The 23,612-nt window shown below is 43.7% G+C and carries 21 protein-coding genes; 4 read left to right on the plus strand and 17 right to left on the minus strand.

Going from position 1 to position 23,612, the window contains the following annotated elements; all coding sequences use genetic code 11:
- The first annotated feature begins 65 nt into the window (after positions 1-65).
- Complete coding sequence (locus tag MKY14_RS25370) at positions 66-962, plus strand: LysR family transcriptional regulator (protein ID WP_076302321.1); 897 nt, start codon at positions 66-68, stop codon at positions 960-962.
- 66 nt (positions 963-1,028) lie between these two features.
- Here MKY14_RS25370 and MKY14_RS25375 read toward each other — a convergent pair whose 3' ends face one another.
- The 3 genes from MKY14_RS25375 to MKY14_RS25385 form a co-directional block, all read right to left on the minus strand.
- A complete protein-coding gene (locus tag MKY14_RS25375; RefSeq protein ID WP_076101239.1) occupies positions 1,029-1,511 on the minus strand; it encodes an NUDIX hydrolase in 483 nt (160 codons plus the stop codon).
- A 35-nt stretch (positions 1,512-1,546) separates the two neighbouring features.
- Positions 1,547-3,262 carry an ABC transporter ATP-binding protein gene (locus MKY14_RS25380; protein ID WP_076275994.1) on the minus strand — a complete coding sequence of 572 codons (1,716 nt, stop codon included), beginning with the start codon at positions 3,260-3,262 and terminating at the stop codon, positions 1,547-1,549.
- A gap of 306 nt (positions 3,263-3,568) precedes the next feature.
- Positions 3,569-5,821, minus strand: a complete 2,253-nt coding sequence (locus MKY14_RS25385) for a beta-L-arabinofuranosidase domain-containing protein (protein WP_340977620.1) — start codon at positions 5,819-5,821, stop codon at positions 3,569-3,571.
- A 145-nt stretch (positions 5,822-5,966) separates the two neighbouring features.
- Between MKY14_RS25385 and MKY14_RS25390 the strand changes: the two genes are divergently transcribed.
- Entirely contained in the window at positions 5,967-6,860 is an 894-nt protein-coding gene (locus tag MKY14_RS25390; RefSeq protein WP_340977622.1) for an AraC family transcriptional regulator, read from the plus strand.
- 47 nt (positions 6,861-6,907) lie between these two features.
- On the opposite strand, the gene MKY14_RS25395 is transcribed toward MKY14_RS25390, so the two are convergent.
- From MKY14_RS25395 to MKY14_RS25415, 5 genes are all read right to left on the minus strand, one after another.
- Positions 6,908-7,885 (minus strand): phosphotransferase, encoded by a 978-nt coding sequence (locus MKY14_RS25395; protein WP_076282338.1) that lies wholly within the window; start codon positions 7,883-7,885, stop codon positions 6,908-6,910.
- Positions 7,886-7,987: 102 nt separating this feature from the next.
- Positions 7,988-10,378 (minus strand): ABC transporter permease, encoded by a 2,391-nt coding sequence (locus MKY14_RS25400; protein WP_340977623.1) that lies wholly within the window; start codon positions 10,376-10,378, stop codon positions 7,988-7,990.
- A gap of 265 nt (positions 10,379-10,643) precedes the next feature.
- Entirely contained in the window at positions 10,644-12,218 is a 1,575-nt protein-coding gene (locus tag MKY14_RS25405; protein WP_340977625.1) for a sigma-70 family RNA polymerase sigma factor, read from the minus strand.
- A gap of 84 nt (positions 12,219-12,302) precedes the next feature.
- On the minus strand, positions 12,303-12,632 hold the full coding sequence (locus MKY14_RS25410) for a carboxymuconolactone decarboxylase family protein (RefSeq protein WP_076124622.1): 330 nt from the start codon (positions 12,630-12,632) through the stop codon (positions 12,303-12,305).
- Between the two features lies 1 nt (position 12,633).
- Positions 12,634-13,038, minus strand: a complete 405-nt coding sequence (locus tag MKY14_RS25415) for a tautomerase family protein (RefSeq protein ID WP_076124624.1) — start codon at positions 13,036-13,038, stop codon at positions 12,634-12,636.
- A gap of 110 nt (positions 13,039-13,148) precedes the next feature.
- On the opposite strand from MKY14_RS25415, the gene MKY14_RS25420 reads away from it, so the two are divergent.
- Both MKY14_RS25420 and infC read left to right on the plus strand, forming a co-directional pair.
- Positions 13,149-14,054, plus strand: a complete 906-nt coding sequence (locus MKY14_RS25420; protein WP_076124625.1) for a LysR family transcriptional regulator — start codon at positions 13,149-13,151, stop codon at positions 14,052-14,054.
- Positions 14,055-14,115: 61 nt separating this feature from the next.
- Positions 14,116-14,634 (plus strand): translation initiation factor IF-3, encoded by a 519-nt coding sequence (infC, locus tag MKY14_RS25425; protein ID WP_340977627.1) that lies wholly within the window; start codon positions 14,116-14,118, stop codon positions 14,632-14,634.
- A 521-nt stretch (positions 14,635-15,155) separates the two neighbouring features.
- Here the strand turns inward: infC and MKY14_RS25430 are convergent.
- The 9 genes from MKY14_RS25430 to MKY14_RS25470 form a co-directional block, all read right to left on the minus strand.
- Entirely contained in the window at positions 15,156-15,857 is a 702-nt protein-coding gene (locus MKY14_RS25430) for a histidine phosphatase family protein (RefSeq protein WP_076282342.1), read from the minus strand.
- Between the two features lie 18 nt (positions 15,858-15,875).
- A complete protein-coding gene (locus MKY14_RS25435; RefSeq protein ID WP_340977630.1) occupies positions 15,876-16,478 on the minus strand; it encodes a response regulator transcription factor in 603 nt (200 codons plus the stop codon).
- The gene (locus MKY14_RS25440) at positions 16,475-17,629 is read right to left on the minus strand and encodes a sensor histidine kinase (RefSeq protein WP_076282343.1); all 1,155 of its coding nucleotides are present in this window, start codon (positions 17,627-17,629) and stop codon (positions 16,475-16,477) included. The genes MKY14_RS25435 and MKY14_RS25440 overlap by 4 nt, the downstream gene beginning before the upstream one ends.
- Positions 17,630-17,633: 4 nt before the next feature.
- On the minus strand, positions 17,634-18,368 hold the full coding sequence (locus tag MKY14_RS25445) for an ABC transporter permease (protein WP_036682760.1): 735 nt from the start codon (positions 18,366-18,368) through the stop codon (positions 17,634-17,636).
- A 2-nt stretch (positions 18,369-18,370) separates the two neighbouring features.
- Positions 18,371-19,279 carry an ABC transporter ATP-binding protein gene (locus MKY14_RS25450; protein WP_076124631.1) on the minus strand — a complete coding sequence of 303 codons (909 nt, stop codon included), beginning with the start codon at positions 19,277-19,279 and terminating at the stop codon, positions 18,371-18,373.
- A gap of 196 nt (positions 19,280-19,475) precedes the next feature.
- Positions 19,476-20,228 carry an oxygen-insensitive NADPH nitroreductase gene (gene nfsA / locus MKY14_RS25455; protein ID WP_340977631.1) on the minus strand — a complete coding sequence of 251 codons (753 nt, stop codon included), beginning with the start codon at positions 20,226-20,228 and terminating at the stop codon, positions 19,476-19,478.
- A 31-nt stretch (positions 20,229-20,259) separates the two neighbouring features.
- Complete coding sequence (locus MKY14_RS25460; protein ID WP_076282344.1) at positions 20,260-22,722, minus strand: heavy metal translocating P-type ATPase; 2,463 nt, start codon at positions 22,720-22,722, stop codon at positions 20,260-20,262.
- Between the two features lie 113 nt (positions 22,723-22,835).
- Entirely contained in the window at positions 22,836-23,036 is a 201-nt protein-coding gene (locus MKY14_RS25465; protein ID WP_076124634.1) for a copper ion binding protein, read from the minus strand.
- A gap of 53 nt (positions 23,037-23,089) precedes the next feature.
- Positions 23,090-23,437, minus strand: a complete 348-nt coding sequence (locus MKY14_RS25470; RefSeq protein ID WP_076124636.1) for a metal-sensitive transcriptional regulator — start codon at positions 23,435-23,437, stop codon at positions 23,090-23,092.
- Positions 23,438-23,612 lie beyond the last annotated feature (175 nt).

A 23,612-nucleotide genomic window follows, 5' to 3' on the forward strand; every position in this document is an offset into this window, starting at 1 on the left:
ATATAATATATCTTTATATTTAATTTATATATTTAATATATGAATCGAAGAATGGGAGTTTAACCATGAACCTACATGCCTTACGCTTATTCCATGTAATCGCATCGGCAGGCAGTGTGACACGCGCTTCAGAAATTTTAAATATAAGTCAGCCTGCCATCACTGCGCAGATTAAGAAGTTCGAAAAGGAACTGTCCTTTGCCCTATTTAAACCTCAAGGCAGAGGAATTGCTTTAACAGATGCAGGGGAAGAGCTTACTCTACTCGCCAAGCGACTGTTCGCCGTAGAACAACAAATTGAGCAATTCGCTCAAGATTATGTTAACGGCAGTAACGGAAGTATCCGTCTAGCCGCAACGTATTTGCCTGCTCACTTTCTCATTCCTACCTGGATTGCAAAATTTAAGCAGCAATATGAACAAGTGGAGATGATGATCACCACTACCAACTCAAGTGATGCCCTCAAGCAGCTGTTAAATGTAGATGTGGATATAGCTATTTATGGAGGAATCGCCGAGGCTTATCCAGATACAATCCAGACAGAGGAGTTATTTCAGGACGAGTTATGGTTTGTAGTCGCACCCGATCATCGTTATGCCAATCAGCAAGTTTCTCTATCCGAAATGATGAAGGAACCCTTCGTTATGCGTGAAGAAGGGAGTTCAACGCGGGAGCGATTATTATCTTTATGCCGCACATACAACACACCCGCTCCTATCATCTCTCTGCAATTTAATGGACTACATGAAGCCATCAAAGCCGTTATCGCCGGATATGGTGCAAACTTCGTTTCTTCATTAGTCGTACGCAAATATGTAGAGCGTGGAGAATTGTGCCGAGTATATGTAGAAGGAGTCCATCTGAAAAATACCATTGCAATCTGTACACGTAAAAATGAGCCCTTATCAGCAGCCGCAGTGAATTTAATTGAGATGATTCGATACAATCCTTATACGATATAGCGGAATGATTGCTCATTCCCAACAAAAGAGGCCTTCCCTTTCGGGAAAGCCTCAAAGCTTCTTTTTTTACACCGTCCGATCCAATTTAACTTCAAACGCACCTCCAGTTACATAATCCATGTACCTAGTATTTCCGTCGAAATCCAAATAAGCTTGATAGCGGGTACGAATAGCCGCTGCAGAAATCAGATCCAGCACCTTCTCCTTGGCTACCCACATCACTTCAGATGTTTCCTCCGAAGTACTTAATTCTCCACCCACGGGCTTGCAGATAAAGTCTAACATGACCTTGGTAGGAACATCCGTCTCACCGTCATACCATTTATGCATACCTGTATTCGAATACACGCCAATCAATTGAGAAACAACGACATCTATTCCACTTTCCTCTTTAATCTCGCGAATTAGTGCATCCATTAGGTTTTCTCCAACTTCCACTTGTCCTCCAGGAAATACCCACCCACCATGATGTGTTTTTACTAAAAGAATATCTCCCTCTTCATTTATTGCAATTCCACCCACCGCTACAATATGTGTTGGCCAAGCCATAGATAGCACCTCTTTTTTTAGAAGAGTCTAGCAATTTATCGATAATCTGTAAACGATATTTTTCTATTCCATAACGCTTTAAAAGCTTCGCACTGTTCTATTAAATCATCAAACTTCCCTTCCCCAACAATTGACCCTTGATCCACTACCAATATCTTATCAACGTCTTTTATAAAATTAAGCCTGTGGGCCACAATGATGATAGTTTTGTCCTTAAATTCATTCAAAATCGTCTCCATAAGACTTTGCTCAGTGATATTATCAAGCGCTGACACGGGCTCATCCAGAATTAGAATATTTCTTTTTTGGGCAATGACTCTGGCAAACGCTAATCGCTGTCTTTCGCCTCCTGATAATTTGAGACCTTTTTCGCCTACCAAAGTATCTAAGCGATCCGGTAAATGGCTTACTTTTTCCTGCAAATGAACTTTTCCCAGAATCTCATATAGCTCTTCATCCGACAGAGTATCCTCATCAAATACAATATTATCCCTTATCGTAGCATCAAAAATCGGCGTATCTTGGGATAGATAGGAAATATGATCATAGTAGCTATTCAAACGAATCTCATCGATATCCTTACCGTCCAGTAAGAGTTCACCTTCGCCCTTTTTTAATAACCCCACAATCAATTTAATCAGCGTAGATTTCCCGCCTCCACTTAATCCGACAATAGCAACAGAAGTTCCTCGCGTAAGCGAAAAAGACAGGTTGTTCAGTATCTGCACATTCCCATAAGTAAAGGACACCTCCCTAAACTCAATATTGCCTTGGAGCTCAGTGATGGCTTCTCCGGATTCCAAGTTCTTATCTTCTGGGGCAGCAATAAATTCCTCGAATCTTCTGTAGGTCACTTTATTCAGTCTGTAATCTACAAATAAAACATTAAAGATGGCAACTGGGGTATAAATTTTATCGATGAACATAAACAATGCGACCACAATACCAAGGGAGGTCTCGCCTGCGACAATGCTTTTCACACCATAAATCAGGACAACAACTTTAATGATCGTGACAAATAACTCGAATATAGCAAAAAAAGCTTCATGGATCATTTTTAGCTGAGCATTTTTATGAATGATAGTGCGTGCAGTCTGGCTTAATTTATCGATCTCTTTCTCATATCTCTTGTTGGTTCTAAAGACGACCAATTCCATAAACCCGCGGATAGAGAATCTGGACATCTTTTCTTGCTCTTGGAGAATGGCAGCCTTCATGGCATACAGAAATTTCAACAACAGATTTGTTATCAGAAAGACAACCACGTAGCCAGCTGCAATCACTAACATGATCCTTAGATCATAGAAGCTGATAAAGACTAGACTGAATAGAAGAGTAGGTAACAACTCATGTAATGTTTTGAGAAAAAAAGAAAAAATAATGCTGTTTCCAGCCGCTGCCCCGTTCTCGATCACCTTAATCATCTGCCCTGTTCCCATATCCTGATACGCTTGATAATCCATTTTTGATATTTTGGACAGTGCAAGAATCTTTAACCGCTCCGTGATGCTGTTCGATAAAAACACACTCGGGTATTCGTCTATATAATTCAGGATCGCCACCCCAGCTAGCAGAAACCCATACACCATAATTAATGTGGATATTTCACCAAAACTGTTGATTACCGTGGCCTTATCTAATATTTTTTGAAAGACAACAACCCCTAAACTACTTAACAGCTGAATGGCAAAACCCAATAAAATATAACCACATACCCACCACTTTAGATGAGCTAGACTCTTTTTTAACATATCATTTATCCCCTCTTTTAATTGAATGCAAAAAAGCCAGGCGCCCCTATCCCACTGTAAAAAACCATCCACAAATAAACGGTTCTCTAAGTTAAATAGGTTAAGTGCCTGGCTCTACAAAAATAGCTGCCTATGGCACCGTTCAAAGCTCTAGTTAGTTGTAACCAAAAGGGTAGATTCCCCCCTTGATAGCTGGTACGCGTTTCACCCAGCCCGATAACTAGTTCCTTGTAACGGTACGGAAAGACATCCATTTCACCTCAATTAAAAGAATTGTTCCTATTATAATTCTGTAAGCCTTTTTATTCAAGAGTTCCGTTTAACGATACGTAGTCCGGCCACTTGGCCAACCTTATGTCCTTCATGAGAAGCAAACTTGATCGTAACTGCTGATTTGCCGCTCGTGATCGGCTGCGGGAGTTCATAGCGAATCGTCTCCAGCTTATTCATCTCCTCAGACTCAAGAGTGCCTACACCAAGTTGCTCCCCATCCGCCAAAATATCAAATGCCAGCGAAGTATCGTTCGACTTCAGATACGTGACCACCAGATCCACTTGCTCATCCGGCAAAACTTCCATCGTGAAGGAGAACCAGCCATTGATCCAGCTGTCCCGATACTTGCGATTGTGGATTTTACCTAAGCCTACAAATTCACCTGTGAAATTATGATCGCGTTCAGGCTGCATTTCAGCAGGTTGTACCGAATCGACAGTTAACTGCTCAAGCAGCAAGTTATTCTCCACGGCTTCGCGATATTCAGCCTCTGCCAGCTTCCACTCTTCCGGTGTAAATAAATCCCAATACACGGAATAACGATGATCATGCATAGGGTAGAACGGACGAAGCTCATGATCCCCTGTATACCCTAAACCTTTCATCCGGAACACATTTTTGCTCACATTAGATTGGATGAGGTTGTCCGTCAGTGTGTCCCGATCTCCGATTAATACGGAAGCAAGGGCGCGATCGCTATTGGCCTCTGCATTTATAGGCCCAAAATCACCTGCGAGCACAAGTGGCCCGTAAAGGAATGCAACTCGGTTCGGATTATCCGGCATCGTCTCGATTCTCACCGACATCGGAATATCGTATTCGACAACGTCTCCATCCTGCCACTCTCTATCCAAAGTAAAGTAGTTAGATTTGCCTACATTTACTTGAACATCTTCACCATTTACGCTAACACTCATCCCTTGCTCAGCCCAGTAAGGATATCTTAGCTTTAATGTGAATTTCGTTGGCTGTGCTGCACTGATCCGCAGTACACCTTGTCCCTCTGCCGGGAACTTGGTCTCTTGCTGCAAGCTAATGCCTTGCTCTTTCCAAGCCACTGTAGAAGGTACGTACTGATTGACATAAAGCTCATCTGCACTATGGAAGTATATCGCCGAGCCATACATAGAATGGCTTTCCATTCCCGAACCTACACAACACGTAAAGCTTTCGAACTGCGAATTAAACGATTTATGTCCACCCATCTCGAGAGATACGAAGTAACATACCCGGCCATCTACCGGCTCCTGAGAGGCTAAGATGTGATTATACATCGCACGTTCGTAGTAATCTGCATACGCTGCATACGCATCCCATTGGAACATATGCTTAGTCAGCTTCAGCATGTTGTACGTGTTGCATGTCTCACAGGAACCTTCACCCAATCGATCATTTAACTTATCCGGTTCACCAAAATGCTCATTATAGCTGTTGCCACCGATCACATAAGAATGATGATTCACGACCCGATCCCAGAAGAAGCGGGAAATACCTGCATAATGCTCCTGCCCAGTTACCTCATATTGTCTAGCAGCTCCGATGATTTTTGGAATCTGTGTATTAGCATGTCTTCCAGTTAGGGTATCTTTTTCTACGGCCAGATCATTAAGCACTTCCCCATGATAAAAGCTTTCCGCTAACGCGAGGAAACGATCTTCTCCGGAATCCTCTGCCAAATCCGTCAGCGCTTCATTCATGCCGCCAAACTCACAACGCAGCACCTCTTGGATCTGATCTTTACTCAGCCCTGCAAAAATATCCTCAAGCCACAGCCCCAGCTTCGTTTCAATAACGAGCGCCTTCTGATTGCCGGCCAATCGATAAGCATCGCGAAGACCTGCAAACAGCTTATGCATCGTGTAAAGCGGCACCCAACCTCCGTTGAGGTCAAAGCCCTGTGAGCGAATGTCGCCTGCCTTCACTTCCTCAAATAACTCCTTGCCACGAGGAATGCCGGAAATAAAGCCATTGCCATGCGCATCCTGACATAGCTCTAATTCATCTACTACATAATTCACGCGTTGTAGCAGCTCTTCATTTCCCGTAGAGGCATACATTAACGCACATCCAGAAATATAATGGCCTAACGTATGGCCGCTAATGCCCTGAGATTCCCAGCCCTCGTAGTGAGCAGCCTTAGGCTCTAAGCCAGCATATTCGCGAAAACGCGACAGAAGCCGATCTGCCTCAAGCTTGAGTAAATAATCAGTATTTAACTCCATCGCATGGAGAAGTGGACCTGAATCAATTCGTACGTTCTGTAGATCAAAAGCTTGCGTCTTCAATGAAATCGCTCCCTCGCAATCTTGTCAGGGTTAGATGACAAGTGTATATTTGTATCCATAAGATAACACCGGAACGTTGATTTGTCGGTAGATCAGTCGTACAAATAGTGGACAAACCCGACTTATTGATTGCTAGGAGGACCGCATGAGCTATTTAAAAATAAATGCAGATGCACCTGTTCATTTTACAGCGGCAGGTGAATTTATCTCAGAAACACCATGGAAGCATGTGGAGCGTGTTATGGGGAACTACGAACTAATCATTGGGGTGAACGAAACGGTATATTTGAGTGAGGAGAACAAACAATTTGAAGTAGGCCCTGACGAAGCTTTTCTGCTCATGCCTAATCGCACACATGTCGGCTATAGAGAGTCACGACCCGGGGTTAAGTTTTATTGGTTTCATTTCGAACTGACAACCGAGGGGTTATTACTGAGTGAGGAGGAAATGAAGCCTGAGGCAGAAGAAATCTTTTCGCGCACACAGCGCTTATGGTCCGTACATGATCTATATCTGCCCCAAATCATAAAAATCGAACATAGTGACCGGATTCATATTCTGGCGAATCAAATCCTTCATGTGGCCAACTCGGGGTATTTAACCTATTCCAGCGTTAATTATTTGCTGACCTCGCTTTTAATTGAGCTGTCTGAGCATGCACTTCAGCCGTTCGCCAGTAAGCTGATCCGCGCACAGCAAGATGTCACCTTCGTCAAAATAGCTGAGTGGACAAGGATACATGCAAGCGAACCGCTTACCGTGGCCATCATCGCGGATAAATTCAATTACAACAAGGACTATTTAGCTCGGCTATTTAAACAGCATACCTCCATGGGGCCATTGGAATATATCCATTCAGTACGTGTGACTAAAGCGAAGGAGCTACTAACCAGAACCGCATTAAGCGTGAGGGACATCGCGACAGAGACGGGATTCACCGACGATAAATATTTCATGCGCCTCTTCCGAAAATACGAAAACATGACGCCCACCCAATATCGTAACGCTTATCATAAGACGTTTATGAATAATGACTGAAGTAAAGCCACCCCTAAATATGGAGTGGCTTCTTGTTTGGGTATTGTCTATTGGATAGAATGAACTTCACACCAATTACGTAGGAATTGCAGATTAGTATTGAAGTAATGATCGTTTTGCCACCCACAACTCCAAACCTGTGCGTTCCCTGTGTGCAGACCCATCAACCATATCTCCCGGATAGCAACAAATATAGGGATTGCCTTTAAATCGTTCTCAGATAATACTTTATGCTTTTGGTATGAATCCAGGAAAACAGTCCATTGTTCATTGTCAAAATGCTCTCGTTCTTTCCCTCTAACCCTTGACCACAGAAACACGGAAACATCATAGGCCCTCCAGCCAAAACCTCCGCAATCAAAGTCGAAATGAGTCAGGGTATCCTCGTAGAAATGTACGTTCGCTCCATGAAGATCACCATGACATGCCCCCCAATCCAGCTCTGATGAGATTTCAGCTATGCTATTTGCCAATACTTCCGACAAAGATTCTAGATAATCGATATCCTCTTGCCTGTGGGATAAAGGCTTGCGAATCGATTGAAGCGGTTCTTGAAGCAGATGATCTAGATTAAGCGTAAATCTTTGCTGCCCACATTCGAAATCATCCATAGCCAGATGCATCTTAGCCACTTGTTCACCGTATAATTCACAGCTAGCTTTTTCATCGGAATAATTGCCTTTTGCAAAAGTAAACAGAACTGCGTAACGTATTCCTTCAGGAGCCTCCAGCTCAATTAGGTAACCACCCTCCCTGCTGATTACCGGAGCCGATACAGGGATATTCTTCTTATTTAAGTGATTCAATAACTCCAGTTCAAAATCAATCTCATGTTTATTTCGCCAATGAGCTTTATAGATCCTAAGAATGTATTTATCAATAGAGGTCTTTAGTAAATAGGTATCATTAAGTCCGTTCTCATAAAAACTACACTCCAAAACATCCCCGATTTCATAAAGATCATTAATTACGGGTACTATGGCATGGGAAGAAATTACGGAATGATACACCGGCAGTTTCAGCATATAAATCACCCTTCAACGTTAATTGCTACTCACTATTTATTTTCACGTTTGGCCCGTATAAAGGCGAGGGATTTATTAAATATAGCTAAACTTTCCGCATCGTTAATTTAATTGCTCTATAATGCTCTGCTTCGATATTGATCGTCTAACAAACTGAACCATACCAGTCTGGACAAGTAAAATAACCAAGAAATACAGGAAAATAGCACTCCAAGGGAATTGGTATTGAATGTAGGAAAGCCCCCCCATATTCCCTGCACTCTTACTTATCATGTATCCCATTAGATTGCCCGTAAAAAGAGCCATCGTAAAGCTTCCAACCACTAAAAATCCTGTTTCATAGGTTAACATAGCCATTAATTGTTTTCGGCTCATTCCTATGGCTTGCATAAGGCCTAGCTCCCCTTTTCTTGCAGAAATAGTGGTGATTATGGTGTTCAAGAGATTGATCATACTGAATACTGCTATAAAAACCATAAAACTATACACTGAAATAGTAATAGTTCTAAAAGCAATTCTATTGGATTCCACAACTTCGGAAAAAGACAATAATTTGAGTGTATCCTCATTGAGAATCACACCCTCTAACTCACTCTTTATTGACTCTTCATTCGATTTATCCATAGTAATAACTTCGTAGCTCTTATTGCTATTAAAAGGGGCTACAGTTTTCATTACTTTGGGCGGAAGATAAAATGAAGTTCCTGAATTCTTATCCGTAATATCTCCAATGATCTCAAAATCATGTTTAACCTTCTCCTGATCATTAGCAATTATGAATGAAATATGATCACCGACAGCGTAATGAGCCCCGTAATAATCTAAGTCACTACTGGCGCTGTTAAGGAGAATGTAGGATGCATCCGACGAATCAACATCTGGGATCTTCCCCTCAGCCAAATGACTACTCCATCTTTCGTTGTTTAACGTAGGGATATTCTCAATACTGACTATCGCGGCCCCATCATCCGTTTTTATTCCTTCGATAGCAGCTTCAATATACTGATGTTCGATTACGTCCTCAACTTCATTTATAGCTAGGATTTTATTTTTTAAAGAAGTAGATAGTTGCCCTTCCGTCTGAAGATCACTTAATGAGGTTGTTTCAGAATACAACTCATTATTAATTTGAATATCAAACCGACCATGATTCGGAAAATATTTCTCTGCTTTTGAGATTGGATCGACCGAGTTTAATAATGTCCCCAAGGAAACAAATAGCGTTCCGCTTAAAAAAAGAGACAGCAAAGTTAACACCGTCTTTTTCCTGCTTCTTGATAAGTTCAATGCAGCTAAAGAAAATGGTGTGAGTCTTTTCGAGTTTCTTTTCTCCTTTTTTGTATTAACATCGGCATCTACATGTCTAATCGCTGTTATAGGAGAGATTCTTGATGCGAATTTAGATGGTGCGTTTAATGAAGCTCTAACTGTTACTTTGGTGAGAAAACCGGCTAAAAAGGCAAGTGAAAAACTTGGAACTGCATTCCAGTGAAAGCCACTTAAAATCCAGCTCATTAAACATCCTAAGATAACTCCAATAGGGATATATTTTCTTGAAAGATTTTTCCCTTCATATAGAACTAGCTGTTTTATCTGCTTTTTTGTTGCACCGATTGCTCTAAGTTGTCCGTATTGTTTAATTCGCTTAGTAATTGAAATATAAAAGATATTGTAGATAACTAGCCAACAAGCCAGTGCGATGATCAGCATGATAGACAGGATGGATATCACAGTGCTTCCTGACAGATTATTACTGTCCACATTTACATTATTGATCTGAATATTTCTCTCAGAGATACCCATTCGCTGCCCTATTTCTTTGATTTTTGACTTCAGTTCCTCGTTGGAATAACTGCTGCTGTTGTTGATGCTAATTGCCGCGGAGAAATCCTCTTTGGAAAGAAATGGATCTGCCTCAACGAACGCGCTTGATACCAGAGCATTGTAGCCGATTCGATTCTCGTTACCTGATGCGGTTGTTTGCAGAATTCCAGAAATCACAAATTGGCTGGTTTGAAATTCTTTGCTGGCATTGTTTCTAAATTGCAAAGAAATAGAATCGCCAAGCCCCAGGCTTCGATCATCGGATAACTGAAAGTCTTTTTCTATTGCAATTTCATTTTCTTTTGTAGGGAACTTCCCCAGAACGATATTGGCATTTGATAAATCCATCATGGCTTGATCCGTGTAGAGAATGGACAATAGGCGTTCCTCTTTTTTCTCTCTGCCTATTTCCTTATAGAGTCCGATTTTATTAATTCCCTCTATTTCTTTCAATCGTGAGATTTCATTATTATTGAGATTATAGAATAAAGCCTGGAAATTCGACTCATGTTGTAGGTTAGTAAAAGAATTATAACCAAAGGTCATTACAACAGTTAATAAAAACGCAGCTAAAGCTATCACACTGCCTACAAAGTAATTTTTGGTTTTTTCCGCTTTTAAATTTGCTTTTGCAATTCTTATCATTGCTGTTTTATTCTGTATGGACATTGATACATCATCCTCCTATCGTATAACGAATATTCCTCCCTTTGCATCATCAAGTGAATACTTTCACTATTTATTCTATAGATAATATTCTCCAACAAAGATCAATCACCCTTTAAATAGATGATATATACTATATTTACTATTCATATAATATATGGATACAACAAAAAAGACTTCCCCCTCTGGAGCGTTTGAGTATCTCCAAATTAGCGGAAGTCTTTTTATGCTCAATATGCCTTGTGTAGCAAACATTTAGATTAATAAATTACGCCTCGGCACTTCTCTCCTGAAGCGCACCGACCAACGGATTCCACCGCCAGCGCGGAGTCAATCCTTGCAGATGTACACCTCCAAACCACTCATCGCTGCCATTCTTCTGCACCCAGTCTTCGTTTCCAGCTATTACACTCTTACCTAGCTCTGTTAATACAAGCCCACAGTCTTTAAATTGCATTACTGAATCGTTATAAACAGGGAACTCATTGCATCCATGAGTTTGTAGCAAAGGGTACGTGCCTTGTACCATCTTTCTTAGGATATGCCAATATTGCAAGTCGCCCATTCCCAAGATATGAAGCTTATCACTCACATTTTTGAACAGCTCATAGGGTGATTTTATTCCCTCATGGATCATCTCCAGCGTGATTTGTTCTACGATGCCAAGTCCGTTTGTAGTAGAAGGAAAGCGCGATAAATGCGCCCGGAAGGCGTCATGTGCAAAGGGTAAAGCCGACGTATCTATAGTTAATCGTTGTGACAGCAATTCTGGATTCGGTGATACATAGGCTTCCCAGAGTGCTTGACCTGCTTCTAATTCTTTGGCTCCGATTAGCTTCCATGTGCCTGATAATGTTTCCATCTGCTCTATAGAAAGTTGTCCAAGTCCTCGAAATAACTTTATTCCCGGATACTCTCCAATGCATAGTAAGCTTAGCTTGGTGGTTAACATTTTCTGCTTCGAGAACCAATGGAGTAAATAACTGAGCATCGTCTGATCGAAAAGGTCATGCTCGAACCATAACACCACTTCTTCATATTTATGGAAATCAGCTAAAATCTTCTCTTGCCTCTCACTATTGGCGATAAATTCCCTCTGCGGAATCCCCATCGTTTGTTCCAAATATTGCGCTCGAACAGCGCGGTTATCTCCATCGGCAGGATCCAAGAATACCGGCCCATGCGAATATACCTCTCTCCACACTAGTACATCACCTTTCACGATTCCTTGCCGCAGCTTCTCTCCCACTACATCTCCATTTACAATGTGAAGCACAGCTTTTCCCCCTTCGTACAAATGGTTGAATACGGAAAGAACATCTGCCACAGGCAATGCACCTTTCAGCTTGCGGCGGGCATCAAAAAGTCGCTTCTTCAATACCGAAACCGAAGTCCCCAGAAAGTCAGCAATCTCTTGTAGTGAGTAGCCTTGAAAATAATATAATTGAACGGCAATCCGCATATTGGACGTTAATGCAGCTATAGACTCGTGAACCAGCCGTTGGGTTTCCTTTTTCTCAATAATATCTGCTATAGAAAATGGAGATTCTGTCGCTTGCGCAGCTTCCTCGTAGGGTAATGCAGGATGCTGCTTTCTTCGCAAGATGCGATAACATTGCCGCACCACAATAGCTTTAAACCAGCCCGGGAATGCCTCTACTGCTCGTAATTTATTCAAATGCAAAAAGGCTTCTGTGAAAGCTTCCTGCACAGCATCTTCCGCTAATTGATAGTCACGCAGCTTTTCGAACGCAACTGCATTGGCCATCGGTGTAAAGTGCTTAACAATCTGTTCAAAAGCTTGTCGGTCTCCTTGTTTAGCCTCTTCGATATACTGAAGCATCTGTCCTCCGCTCCCTTCTTCCGTATTATATACAAGTGCCAATGAAGTTCCTAAAGGTTACGGATGGGATTGAAAAGTCAGACGTTATTTATTTTTTCCTATTACATCCTTTGCAACTTCTAGAGCTGAAGAGGCTCGCGGCCAACCTACATAAAAAGAAAGGTGGGTGATGGCCTCCACGATTTCTTCAAGTTGTAAGCCGTTCTCTAAAGCCAAGTGCAGATGATAGGGGAGTTGTTCCGTCATGCCCCCCATCACCAAGGCAGAAATCGTAATCATGCTACGATCCCGAAGTGATAATTGCTCACGTCTCCATAAGTCCCCAAATAACACATTTTCCGAGTAGTCGACGAATGCCGGAGCGAACTCCCCTAACGATTCCCGTACATTTGTGACGATTTTCTGATGCGCCATATTACACCTCCCTAACCGGAGGTTGTAGCATTTGAGCAACACCGTTACCAAACGACCAATCTTCGAATTCCGTATCGACGAGCACAATGAATATATCTTCTTTTCTGATGTTTAGCGTCATCGATAATTCCTCGGCTAGCCTCGCGTAAAAGCTTTTCTTCTGTTCCGTTGATCTTCCGGATTTTAGCGTAACTTGGATATATATCAGTCCGTCGCTTCGTTCAATATTTAAATAATCTTTACTATAAAAAAATTCCCCCGCTTTATGCGCATGAAAAACCTGAAACATATCATCCTCCGGTACATGGAAATGCTGAATTAACGCGCTCATAATCGCTCTGCATATTCCTTCTAGCTGATGAGTGTCGTATTGTTGCTCCAGATAACTGACTCTAATGAATGGCATTATAATTCACTCCTTCTTTGGAATTCTTTTATTGTACTCTCAGTATTTTGATTTATATAATTGAATAAGATAATAATCTTAATCAATTATACCGATAGAGGTGACAATCGATGGATCTAAAAGAACTGATGGCTTTTAAGACCATTCTTCAAGAAGGCACTTTCTCACGCGCTGCAGAGAAGTTGAATTATGCACAGTCTACTATTACCAACCAAATTCAACGACTTGAAAAAGAACTGGGCATACAACTCTTTCACAGAGGCTGGGAAGTAGAACTGACAAGTGCCGGGCAAGTTTTTGCAGGGGAAATCGATAACCTTATTCAACATTGGAACTATGTAACAGAACTCACCAAAGCTTTACAGCATGACGAAATTGGTACACTTCATATCGGAAGCATTGAATCCATGATGGAATCCGTCCTACCGAACGCCTTGCGAAAGTTTCAGGAGCAAAAACCAAAGATGGCATGTAACTTCATTCAGGGTAACACTGATTCCCTCTCACAACTTGTTCTACAAAGAGAACTGGATTTCGCCATCTGCGGTGAGCCGTCCGACCTGTCTTTCTTTTATTTCGAACCGCTTTATCACGAGAAAATCGCTTTTATAGTAGATGAAAATCATCCTTTAAACGGACGAGACGATATTTCATTTCGAGAAATTCTTGAATATCCAATTATAGCTGGAGGACGCACTTGCTTATATTACCTTCGGTTAGCTAAGCAATTTTCGAGATTCGAATCAAAGCCCACTTTATCCACCATAAGCCAAATTTCTGCTATTCCTCATTTTGTAAGAAAGAACCCTGGGGTGGGGGTAGTGCTTGATTCGACAGCTTTAATGACAGATATCGTAAAAATAGATGTTGAACTAAGCGAGCCGTTCATTCAAGTGGGTATATTGCAGCGGCGCAACCGAGAATATCTAGCAACATCATCTAAAGAACTAATCCTACAAATCATAAAAGAAGAAATTGAGAGGATTAGTAATGCTAATCCTACGCTCCACATTTGAACCTCAAGCTAGTTCCATATATGATAGCTTTATCATCGTTATCAGGGGAGGATTCATAGAAGTGGCAGTATTAATCAATGAACAAATCAGAGCATCCGAAGTAGTTCTTACAGGACTTAGGGGTGAGAAGCTGGGTATCGTCTCACGGGAAGAGGCGCTGGCCATGGCCAGATCAGCGGGAGCTGATCTGGTATGCACCTCGCTAATGAGCAGCCCACCGCCCTGCAGCCTAACTGCAAAGGGCAAAGCAAAAGCGGCCGCGCAGAAAGAAGCAGCCTCAGCACGCAAGGCCAGTGGTGGCTCAGCTGCAAAGGGCGGCAGCAAGGAGAAGGTCAAAGAGCTCCGCTTCACTGCTCATATTGAAGAGCATGACTACGATACGAAGCTCCGTCAGGCCGAGAAGCATCTACGCTCCGGCAAGCCGGTGCAATTAGTTGTCAAAGCATCCGGTGCGAAGGAAGCTGCTGCCGCAAAGACGGTACTAGAACGCCTCATAGCTGACCTCAAGGAAGTCGGAGTCAAAGATACCGGCATCCAGACAGGCGGCAAAGGTTCACAGGTGAAATTAAATCCACGGTGAAGAGTGGAATTTCAGATAATTTAGGCTCAAAACCAAAATTAGTGGACCATTTCATGAAAAAGCTGCTGCTATCTGCAAATGTAGCTTTATTGCGAGCAGAATTCAGAATTGCGTTCGGACACCACAGCCCTTATTCGTAACTATTTCGCTGTTCTGGGATGCTAACGGACTTCAGAGACTTTATATCACTAAAATAGCACGATATTCCCTCCATTTATGGAAAATAAGATCTCTCGAGTCCGCAACTTCCTCCAAAAGGCTTAAAATGTACAAATAGCTGCATCTAAGTCCGTTAGCACAATAGCAAGTGGAAATCAGGAACTGGGCAAGGGGCATGATTCTTATATGCAAGCAAAAGCGCCTTCGGTGTCCCTAAAGAACGGTAAGCGCTTATGCGAGAAATAGAAGGATAATGTCTCGTGCCAAACTTATACTTTCTTGTATTATTAAAAAAGACCATCCTCTGCGGGATGGTCTTTCACTTCATAGACAATGTTCTTGCTCGCTCTTAATCAGTCACCTTAAACATGATTACCCATTAATCCCCTTGGGCGATAGTTCATACCCCCAGCATAGAGGTGGGAGACATCTCCCAATCCAATACATCTGGGAACTGCATAGTGCTCGCTGCGCTCTTCAAACAAGATCGTCGTTACCGAGCTTGGAGCAAGCCAAAATACGGACCAAGCCAAGGCTAAAGGAATCTGCAATAAATGGGCTAGCCATGCAAGGCCAAAGCCACCGTGACACACAACTCCAATCTTCTTGGTAGAAGGCTCGAGGATACGATATAGGCCATCTTCTCTTTTATAGTGGTGGCTAAGCAAGAATTGATCTGAAGCCGCTTGTAGTTCGCTAAACCGCAATCTGTATTCCTCTTGTTTTAACCAATGATCTGTTTGATCAGACCATTCTCTTTTTCCACTCGATAGTTCACTAATATGTTCTCCGGGACTATCCCATATAGGCGCCATTTGTCCATCCAACATAACCCCTGTCCAATTCAATTCACAAGTCCAAGGTTCTGTCTGAATTACAAGTCCCGTCTCTTTGGCCACATAACTTGCTGTTGTCTGTGCTCTACCCAATGGTGAAGCATATAATTCATCCAGTCCGATAGATCCCATGCGTTTTCCCAATGCCGCTGCTTCCTGATGCCCGAATTCCGTTAGATCATCTATGGAATAGTCCGGATCACCATGACGAATCAGAAATATTTGCATAACAATGCCCTCCTCCCCTCAAATCCAGCCTTTTTCTTCCGCCAGCCGTACCGCCTCAATCCGGCTTTTCACTTCCAGCTTATTGAGTATTTCAGAGATGTAATTGCGGACAGTGCCATAAGACAGATGCAGCGAAAAGGCTATCTGGCTCGCGGTTTGCCCTTCTCCAGCCAGTTTTAAAATCTCGCCCTCCCGTGCTGTTAATGGATTCTCCTCCCGCAGACTGCCGAAGACTAACTCAGGAGATACCTCCCGATGTCCAGCCATGACACGACGAATAGATTCAGCTAGCTTATCTACAGGCTCGTCCTTCAACAAATACCCTTGAATACCAGCCTTTACTCCACGCTCAAAATACCCTGGACGGGCAAAGGTGGTCAAAATAATAATTCGGGTCGGACAACCCTTACTCCGCAATATTTCTGCAACCTCCAGCCCGCTCTTGAACGGCATTTCAATGTCCATGAGACAGACATCTGGCTGAAGCTTGTCGATTAAAGCTAACGCCTCCGCCCCATCACAAGCTTCTCCGACTACTTCGATATCGTCTTCAAGATCCAGCAAAGAAGCCATCGCTCCCCGAAGCAGACGTTGGTCCTCCGCTATAACAATGCTTATCATGCAGTCTCACCCCCTTGTGCATCTTTTACGATTAGCGGGATGGTAACGATCAGCGTAGCTCCCTGACCCTCAGCTGAGCTTAGCGACAGGGAGCCATCAATCAGGGATAGACGCTCTGCCATTCCCTTCATGCCATTTCCATCGCTAAGCCCACCATTCCCTCTCTCCCCATGCTGTAGACCAATGCCGTTATCCTTAACGGTAATTCGCACTTCTCCAGCCAGCTTTGCCACTCCTATGAAGCATTTGTCCGCTCTACTATGCTTTACGATATTAGTCACTGCTTCTTTGATACAGAGGCTAAGGATATTTTGCGTCAGGTCGGATACCCCCTCCAGAGAGATATCCCCTTCCACTTCTAAGGCGATCTCTGCCGTTCGCAGCATCTCTCCAGCTTCAGCCAGTTCCTCTGCCACTGAGACCGCACGCATTTCCGACACTAGCTCACGCACTTGACGGAGCGCAGCCCGTGAAGTGCGCTGAATTTCTCGCGCCTCCTCTTGGGCTCGCTCCGTATTTTTCGTCACCAGCTTCTCTACGAGTTGGCTCTTTAACGTAATCAAGGACAAGGTATGGCCAAGGGTATCATGCAGGTCACGGGCGATTCGCATTCGTTCCTCACGCTTCACCAGCTCTTTAATCACCTCATTGGCTTGATCCAGCTCTTTCTCCAGCTTCTGATTCCGATTCATGGACCTCACTCCGAACGGACTAATCAACATAATAATAATAAACGGAGCTAAAAACATCACGCTTCCCCACTCCATCTCACGACCCACTAAGACCAGCACCGAAAGGATCATGATGACAAAAGAAGCAAATGCAATTTTGAACCCTTTATTCTCCGTATAATATGCGATAAAATTTGCGGTGAAAAAGCCCATGTACAGATTATAGGGGGTATAGAACAAACTAAGCACCACGATGATTAACATTTGAATAAATAACCAAACATTAAACACTCCACCCCGCACCCAATACAGCTGGCGATAGCTGATGGCAAACACCGCTATCATAATCCCGCCCAGGATGAGCTTCATTCCAGTCTCCCCGCGCAAATTCAGGATGGGCAAAACCAGATAAACAGCCCATACAAAAGGGAAAAAACCCTGTTTTTGTGGAAATAACCGGAACTTCGCACGCTCAGACATTCATTCACACCGCTTCCTGTTTTTTTCGAATATAGACCGATAGTAACATAAAAACTACCAAATATCCGAGTAAAATCAAGACATTACTCCATGTCGGAGCTGAGCCACGAACGATTTCCCAGGCTCCATTCCCATAGTTATAGGAAGGCAACCAATGACCAATCCGCTGCATTAATCGTGGCAGTATCTCAATCGGCATCCACATGCCTCCTGCTACAGCAAGAGCCATATAAATCACGTTGCTGACTCCACTGGCTGTATCCACCCGTTTCATAGCACCTACAAGCGTACCAATCGCTAAAAATGGTAGAGAACCGATCAGGATCCACAGCCCGCTAAGCACCCATTGACCTGCGGATAAAGAGACGCCATTGATTAAATAGCCTGCGATAAAAATACAAATGACCGAAAACAGATGCATCATCGTCTGTCCGAACATTTTTCCGAAAAAATAGATCGATCCCGGCAGCGGTGTAATCCGAATAAAGGTGGTCCAGCCTTGTGTTCGTTCTTGCACCAACCGGATACCAAGCGTCATAATGGCTGAGCCCATTACACTGAAGGTCGCCATAGACATTAAATAATGAGCACGCCACGTTAGGTCATCGCTACCTGTATTGACCACCCGGGTGAAGATGAAATAGAACATGATGGGCATGAGCAAAGACCAGAACACATAATAGGGATTACGGATGATCCGCAGCATTTCCGCTTTACACTGTACAGTTATTAGTCTCATGGTTAGACAGCCTCCTCTTGGTTCATGGTCAATTGTTCAAAAGCCTCATCCAAACGTCCCTGATCAATTCGAACATCCTTCACAGGAAGTCCAGCCACAAAAATCGCTTTAAGCGCCTCATCTGTATCCTCTGTGGTCACGTGAATGCGGCCATCTTTTTCATAACAATCCTCTATAGCAGCTAAATCTAGCAGGTTTCTGCGCAATTGCGAGCGATCACCCACAGGCAGGAAGGACACGGAACGCTTCACAATCCGCGATTTAATCTCATCTGGACTTCCGTCCGCAACTAAGTGGCCTTTACTGAATAATAGAATACGATCCGCAATATCTTCTGCTTCCTGCAAATAATGGGTCGTGAACACAATCGTTTTTCCTTGCTCCGCAAGTCCACGAACCGTTTCCCAGAACCGCCGCCGGGAAGTAATATCAAGTCCGACTGTAGGTTCATCGAAAAAGATCAGCTCCGGATTACCCGCGAGGGCTAGCGCAAAGCCCAAACTACGCTTTTGACCGCCCGAGAGCTTCTCGGCGTATCTATTCAAATCGGCTGGCGCAAGTCCAGTAGCCTTAATTAGAAACTCCATATCCATAGGCTTTGGATAATAGCTGCGGATCAGATCAATGATCTCCCGCACCTTTAGCCGATCCATTACACTTACCTCCTGCAGCATCGCTCCAGTCTTTTCACGTACTGCTTTATCCTTCGGATGATGACCGAACAACTCCACTGTACCCTCGGTAGGCTCTATTAGCCCCAGCAGCATGCCTAATGCCGTTGTTTTACCCGCTCCGTTCGGTCCCAGAATAGCTGTAATCGAACCTTTAGCAATGTTAAAGCTGATATTATCTACGGCCTTTTTATCCTTATATATTTTGCTGACCCCGTGCATTTCTATAATATTATCCATAACGTAATCCCTCCGCTTCCGAATGCGTTTGATCTATTTCAATCATATGGAAAAAGAAGACATGACATTAGTATGGACTGTCATTTCTTTAAGATGACAACTGTCACCTTCCTGGCTTCGAATAAAAAAAAAGAGGCTGCCCTATCAGTAGAATGAACTACTAATAAGGCAGCCTCTTTAGGTGAAGAGAGTTTAGTTATCTCCGGAGGAATCCTTTTTCCAGCAGGAACTCCTTCATATGCAGCCGTGCTGGCTGTGCCAATCGCTCCGCCATAATGGCCGACCAAGGGGTGTCTTTGGCGCCGTGGGTCCGCTCACGCATATAGTCTGAGGAGACTTTATCGTAAGTTTTGACATGCTCCACAGTGGTTTCCGCATTGTAGCGATTACGATGCAGAACAGCCTCTAGTGGAAGCCGCGGACGCAGGCCCGAAGCTCCGTCAGGATAACCTACACACATCCCGAATAGCGGATAGACCAATTCAGGCAGTCCCAGCAATTCCGATACCTCCGCGATCCCGTTACGGATTCCACCGATATATACAATTCCAAGTCCTAGTGATTCCGCAGCCACTGCAGCATTCTGTGCAGCAAGCGCAACATCAACGGTAGCTACAATCAGGTTCTCAGCAGAATCTTCATAAGAAGTCTCTCCCTGCAAATGAGGTTTCGTCACCTCGCGCAGCCGATACAGATCAGCGCACCAGACCAAAAATACTGGGCATTGTTCTATATAAGCCTGATTGCCCGCTAGTCCCGCAAGCTCCGTCTTTAGTGCCGGGTCAGTAACTGCAATAACACTATAAGCCTGAACATTGCTTGAGGTTGAAGCCATCTGAGCTGCTCCAATAATAGCGCTAAGCTGATCTTCACTTACTGGCTTATCCTGAAACTTGCGGACAGATGCATGTTTCATTAACAGAGAAATTGTATCGTTATTTACTTGCACTGTGGCCACTCCCTAAATAGTGATAGTGATATTACAGCTTTACCCGCTGTAGCCGAAGTGCATTCAAGACAACAGACACGGAGCTAAATGCCATCGCAGCTCCTGCCAGCCATGGGGCTAGAAACCCAAGTGCAGCAATCGGTATTCCTATTGTATTGTAAGCAAGCGCCCAGAACAAATTTTGTTTAATATTTCTCATCGTTTTGCGGCTCATCATGATCGCATCAGGAATACTCTTCAGATCCCCGCGCATCAGCGTAATATCAGCTGCTTCCATAGCTATATCCGTTCCTGTCCCAATCGCCATACCCGTATCGGCAGTAGCCAGTGCCGGAGCATCGTTGATCCCATCCCCAACCATGGCAACCTTAGTCCCATTTTGCTGTAGCTTGCGAACCTCTTCGGCTTTGCCCTCTGGCAGAACCTCTGCTAACACTTTTTCGATCCCTGCCTGCTTCGCAATAGCCTCAGCTGTAATTTTATTGTCACCAGTGATCATTACGACTTCAATACCCATATCATGGAGCGCGGCTACAGCCGCTTTTGAGGTCGGTTTAATCGTATCAGCAACGGCCACAATCCCAGCGATTTCACTCTCTACCGCTACTAGCATAGCTGTCTTTCCCGACTCCTCCAGCTTCTTCATAATTGGAGTCCATTCTGTGATATCAAGCTGATGATCTTCCATCATCCGCCGCGTGCCTACCATAACCTGCTGATCGGAGACAACGGCCATAATTCCACGTCCGGGCACATTATCAAACTGCTCAGCAGTAGGCAAAGCCAAACCTCTATCAGCAGCGCCAGCAACAATAGCTTCCGCAAGTGGATGCTCAGATAGCTTTTCAGCAGCTGCAGTTAAAGCTAACAATCGGTTTTCTGCGTTTTCTTTTCCATAAGCTGCAATTCCAGTAGTAGTCACAACATCGGTAAGCACGGGTTTACCATTCGTCACTGTACCTGTTTTATCTAGTACAACGGTCTGAATCCCTTGCGCTCCCTCTAAATGCTCCCCGCCCTTGAAGAGAATTCCAAGCTCTGCTGCCCGGCCCGATCCTGCCATAATGGAGGTTGGCGTTGCCAGACCTAGCGCACATGGACAAGCGATTACGAGCACTGCAATGGCTTTTTCGAGGGCATCAGCGAACTGGCCAGGGGCTGCCCAGAAATACCAGATCAGAAAAGTTATTACGGCAATACCCACAACAATCGGCACAAAAATCCCTGAGATTACATCGGCAATCCGCTGAATCGGAGCTTTGGAGCCTTGAGCTTCCTCCACTACTCGGATAATTTGAGCCAGCGCAGTGTCGCGACCCACTTTATTGGCTTTGATTCTCAAGATACCGTTCTTATTCATAGTGGCACCGATCACGGTATCCCCTGGTTTTTTCTCCACAGGAATACTTTCTCCGGTCAACATCGACTCATCCACAGAAGAAGACCCCTCGACAACTTCGCCATCCACAGGTACCTTTGTTCCGGGCTTCACCAATACAATATCACCAGGAATAACTTCATCTGTCGGGATATTCATTTCTTGCCCATCCCGAATTACGAGGGCGGTTTTTGCCTGAAGACCCATTAAGCTTTTGATTGCGTCAGAGGAACGGCCTTTCGCCAGCGCCTCAAACCATTTACCGACAAGGATAAGTGTAATGAGTACAGCACTCGTCTCATAATACATTTCTACAGTATGATTCATTCCCTTCATACTTAAGGAATCAATAGTCAGATAAAGACTGTAGAAATAAGCTGCCGACGTCCCTAATACGACCAACACATCCATATTGGCACTCCGGTTACGAAGGGCTTTATAAGCACCGACGTAGAACTGCCAACCGATGATAAATTGCACAGGGGTAGCCAGCACAAGCTGGAACCAAGGATTCATAAATATATCCGGTGTTGGAATCCAGCCGGTGAAGGAGAAATGACCCGCCATCGCCCATAACAGTGGGAACGAAAGAATTGCAGAAATGATCCATTTCCACTTTTTATGCTGAATTTCTTTTCCACGACGATCCACATGATCCTTGCGGTCTTCTTTAAGAGAAGCTTTATAGCCGATACTGCTTACCTTCTCCATGATCTCCCTTGGACTGATATTACCGGGTGTATATTCTACATGTGCTGTTTCCAGCGCTAAATTCACATTAACTGCTGCTATACCCGGTGTACGGCTCAACACTTTTTCAATCCGTGAGGAACAAGCAGCACAGGTCATCCCCGATATATCAAAATCCGCAGATTCTTTAATAGTGTCATAACCAAGAGAACGGATTTTATCTTCAATTTGTGGCAACCCTGATACTGTCGGATCAAATCCAACAGTAGCCTGTTCCAAGGCTAGATTCACATTCGCACGAGATACGCCGTCCATCCGGGACAAACCCTTCTCAATTCGGGTTGCACAAGCGGAACAGGTCATGCCTGTAATCTGTACAGTTGCCTGCTGTTCGGTTGGTGAAGCTGTTGTTTTGGTTTTATCCATGATTTCCACGCCTCCACATACCCCTATAGGGTATGATAATTTCTAAAAGAAAAGGCATTGGAGCTTTGGGTAGCTTCCCCATATCACTCCAAGCCTTATTACTGTGCTTCAAATTAAACTACGTCATACCCTTGATCTACAATTGCTTCTTTAATCGCACCAAGGCTTACTTTGTTCTCATCATACTCGACAGAAACTTTCTTAGCAGCAAGATCAACTTTAGCTGTGGCTCCAAGATTGCCTACGGCTTTCTCTACAGAGTTAACACAGTGACCACAAGACATTCCTTCAACGTTTAATGTAGCGTTTGACATTAATATAACCTCCAATAAATGTTGTGAAGCTATGCTCTAGAAGCATTAGCTTATTATTTCATTAATTTGTTAACCGTAATTAGGAGCTCGTCGATAACCTCATGTTCGCCAGCTTCGATTCGCTCAACAATGCAACTTTTCATATGTCCTTCTAACAGCATCTTACCGACACCATTTAACGCTGCCTGTACCGCTGCGAGCTGGTTGAGCACATCATCACAATAGGTATCCCGTTCAATCATACCCTTTACCCCGCGGATCTGGCCTTCAATCCGGTTGAGGCGCGTATTCAAGTTATTCTTGAATTCTGCCGAATGATGACTTTTTCGTTCTCCTGATGATGAAGAATGACAATTTATGTCGCAGGATTCTGCAGCTTGCTCTTTCTTGGCAGTAGACATAAGAATCAGCCTCCTTGGTTATAATATAATATACCCCCGTAGGGTATGTCAAGAGGCATTCCTAATTCATCCACAGATGATCTCCACGGATAGTTTGTCCCTATATTACCGCCGTATTCTTCTACGGTTGGCTATACATCTCTATTTTTTAAAAAAAACTATTGCCTCCCTATTC

The sequence above is a fragment of the Paenibacillus sp. FSL R5-0887 genome (assembly GCF_038002305.1).
Taxonomy (GTDB): domain Bacteria; phylum Bacillota; class Bacilli; order Paenibacillales; family Paenibacillaceae; genus Paenibacillus_AQ; species Paenibacillus_AQ odorifer.

Coding starts and splice junctions, on each gene's coding strand:
- MKY14_RS25415 (WP_076124624.1), bottom strand. CDS start 13,038: ATGCCATTCATTAGAGTCAGTTATCTGGAGCAACAATACGACACTCAT.
- MKY14_RS25395 (WP_076282338.1), bottom strand. CDS start 7,885: ATGCTGAAACTGCCGGTGTATCATTCCGTAATTTCTTCCCATGCCATA.
- MKY14_RS25400 (WP_340977623.1), bottom strand. CDS start 10,378: ATGTCCATACAGAATAAAACAGCAATGATAAGAATTGCAAAAGCAAAT.
- MKY14_RS25465 (WP_076124634.1), bottom strand. CDS start 23,036: ATGTCAAACGCTACATTAAACGTTGAAGGAATGTCTTGTGGTCACTGT.
- MKY14_RS25420 (WP_076124625.1), top strand. CDS start 13,149: ATGGATCTAAAAGAACTGATGGCTTTTAAGACCATTCTTCAAGAAGGC.
- MKY14_RS25375 (WP_076101239.1), bottom strand. CDS start 1,511: ATGGCTTGGCCAACACATATTGTAGCGGTGGGTGGAATTGCAATAAAT.
- MKY14_RS25390 (WP_340977622.1), top strand. CDS start 5,967: ATGAGCTATTTAAAAATAAATGCAGATGCACCTGTTCATTTTACAGCG.
- MKY14_RS25435 (WP_340977630.1), bottom strand. CDS start 16,478: ATGATAAGCATTGTTATAGCGGAGGACCAACGTCTGCTTCGGGGAGCG.
- MKY14_RS25460 (WP_076282344.1), bottom strand. CDS start 22,722: ATGGATAAAACCAAAACAACAGCTTCACCAACCGAACAGCAGGCAACT.
- MKY14_RS25440 (WP_076282343.1), bottom strand. CDS start 17,629: ATGTCTGAGCGTGCGAAGTTCCGGTTATTTCCACAAAAACAGGGTTTT.
- MKY14_RS25450 (WP_076124631.1), bottom strand. CDS start 19,279: ATGGATAATATTATAGAAATGCACGGGGTCAGCAAAATATATAAGGAT.
- MKY14_RS25430 (WP_076282342.1), bottom strand. CDS start 15,857: ATGCAAATATTTCTGATTCGTCATGGTGATCCGGACTATTCCATAGAT.
- MKY14_RS25470 (WP_076124636.1), bottom strand. CDS start 23,437: ATGTCTACTGCCAAGAAAGAGCAAGCTGCAGAATCCTGCGACATAAAT.
- MKY14_RS25370 (WP_076302321.1), top strand. CDS start 66: ATGAACCTACATGCCTTACGCTTATTCCATGTAATCGCATCGGCAGGC.
- MKY14_RS25410 (WP_076124622.1), bottom strand. CDS start 12,632: ATGGCGCATCAGAAAATCGTCACAAATGTACGGGAATCGTTAGGGGAG.
- MKY14_RS25405 (WP_340977625.1), bottom strand. CDS start 12,218: ATGCTTCAGTATATCGAAGAGGCTAAACAAGGAGACCGACAAGCTTTT.
- MKY14_RS25380 (WP_076275994.1), bottom strand. CDS start 3,262: ATGTTAAAAAAGAGTCTAGCTCATCTAAAGTGGTGGGTATGTGGTTAT.
- MKY14_RS25445 (WP_036682760.1), bottom strand. CDS start 18,368: ATGAGACTAATAACTGTACAGTGTAAAGCGGAAATGCTGCGGATCATC.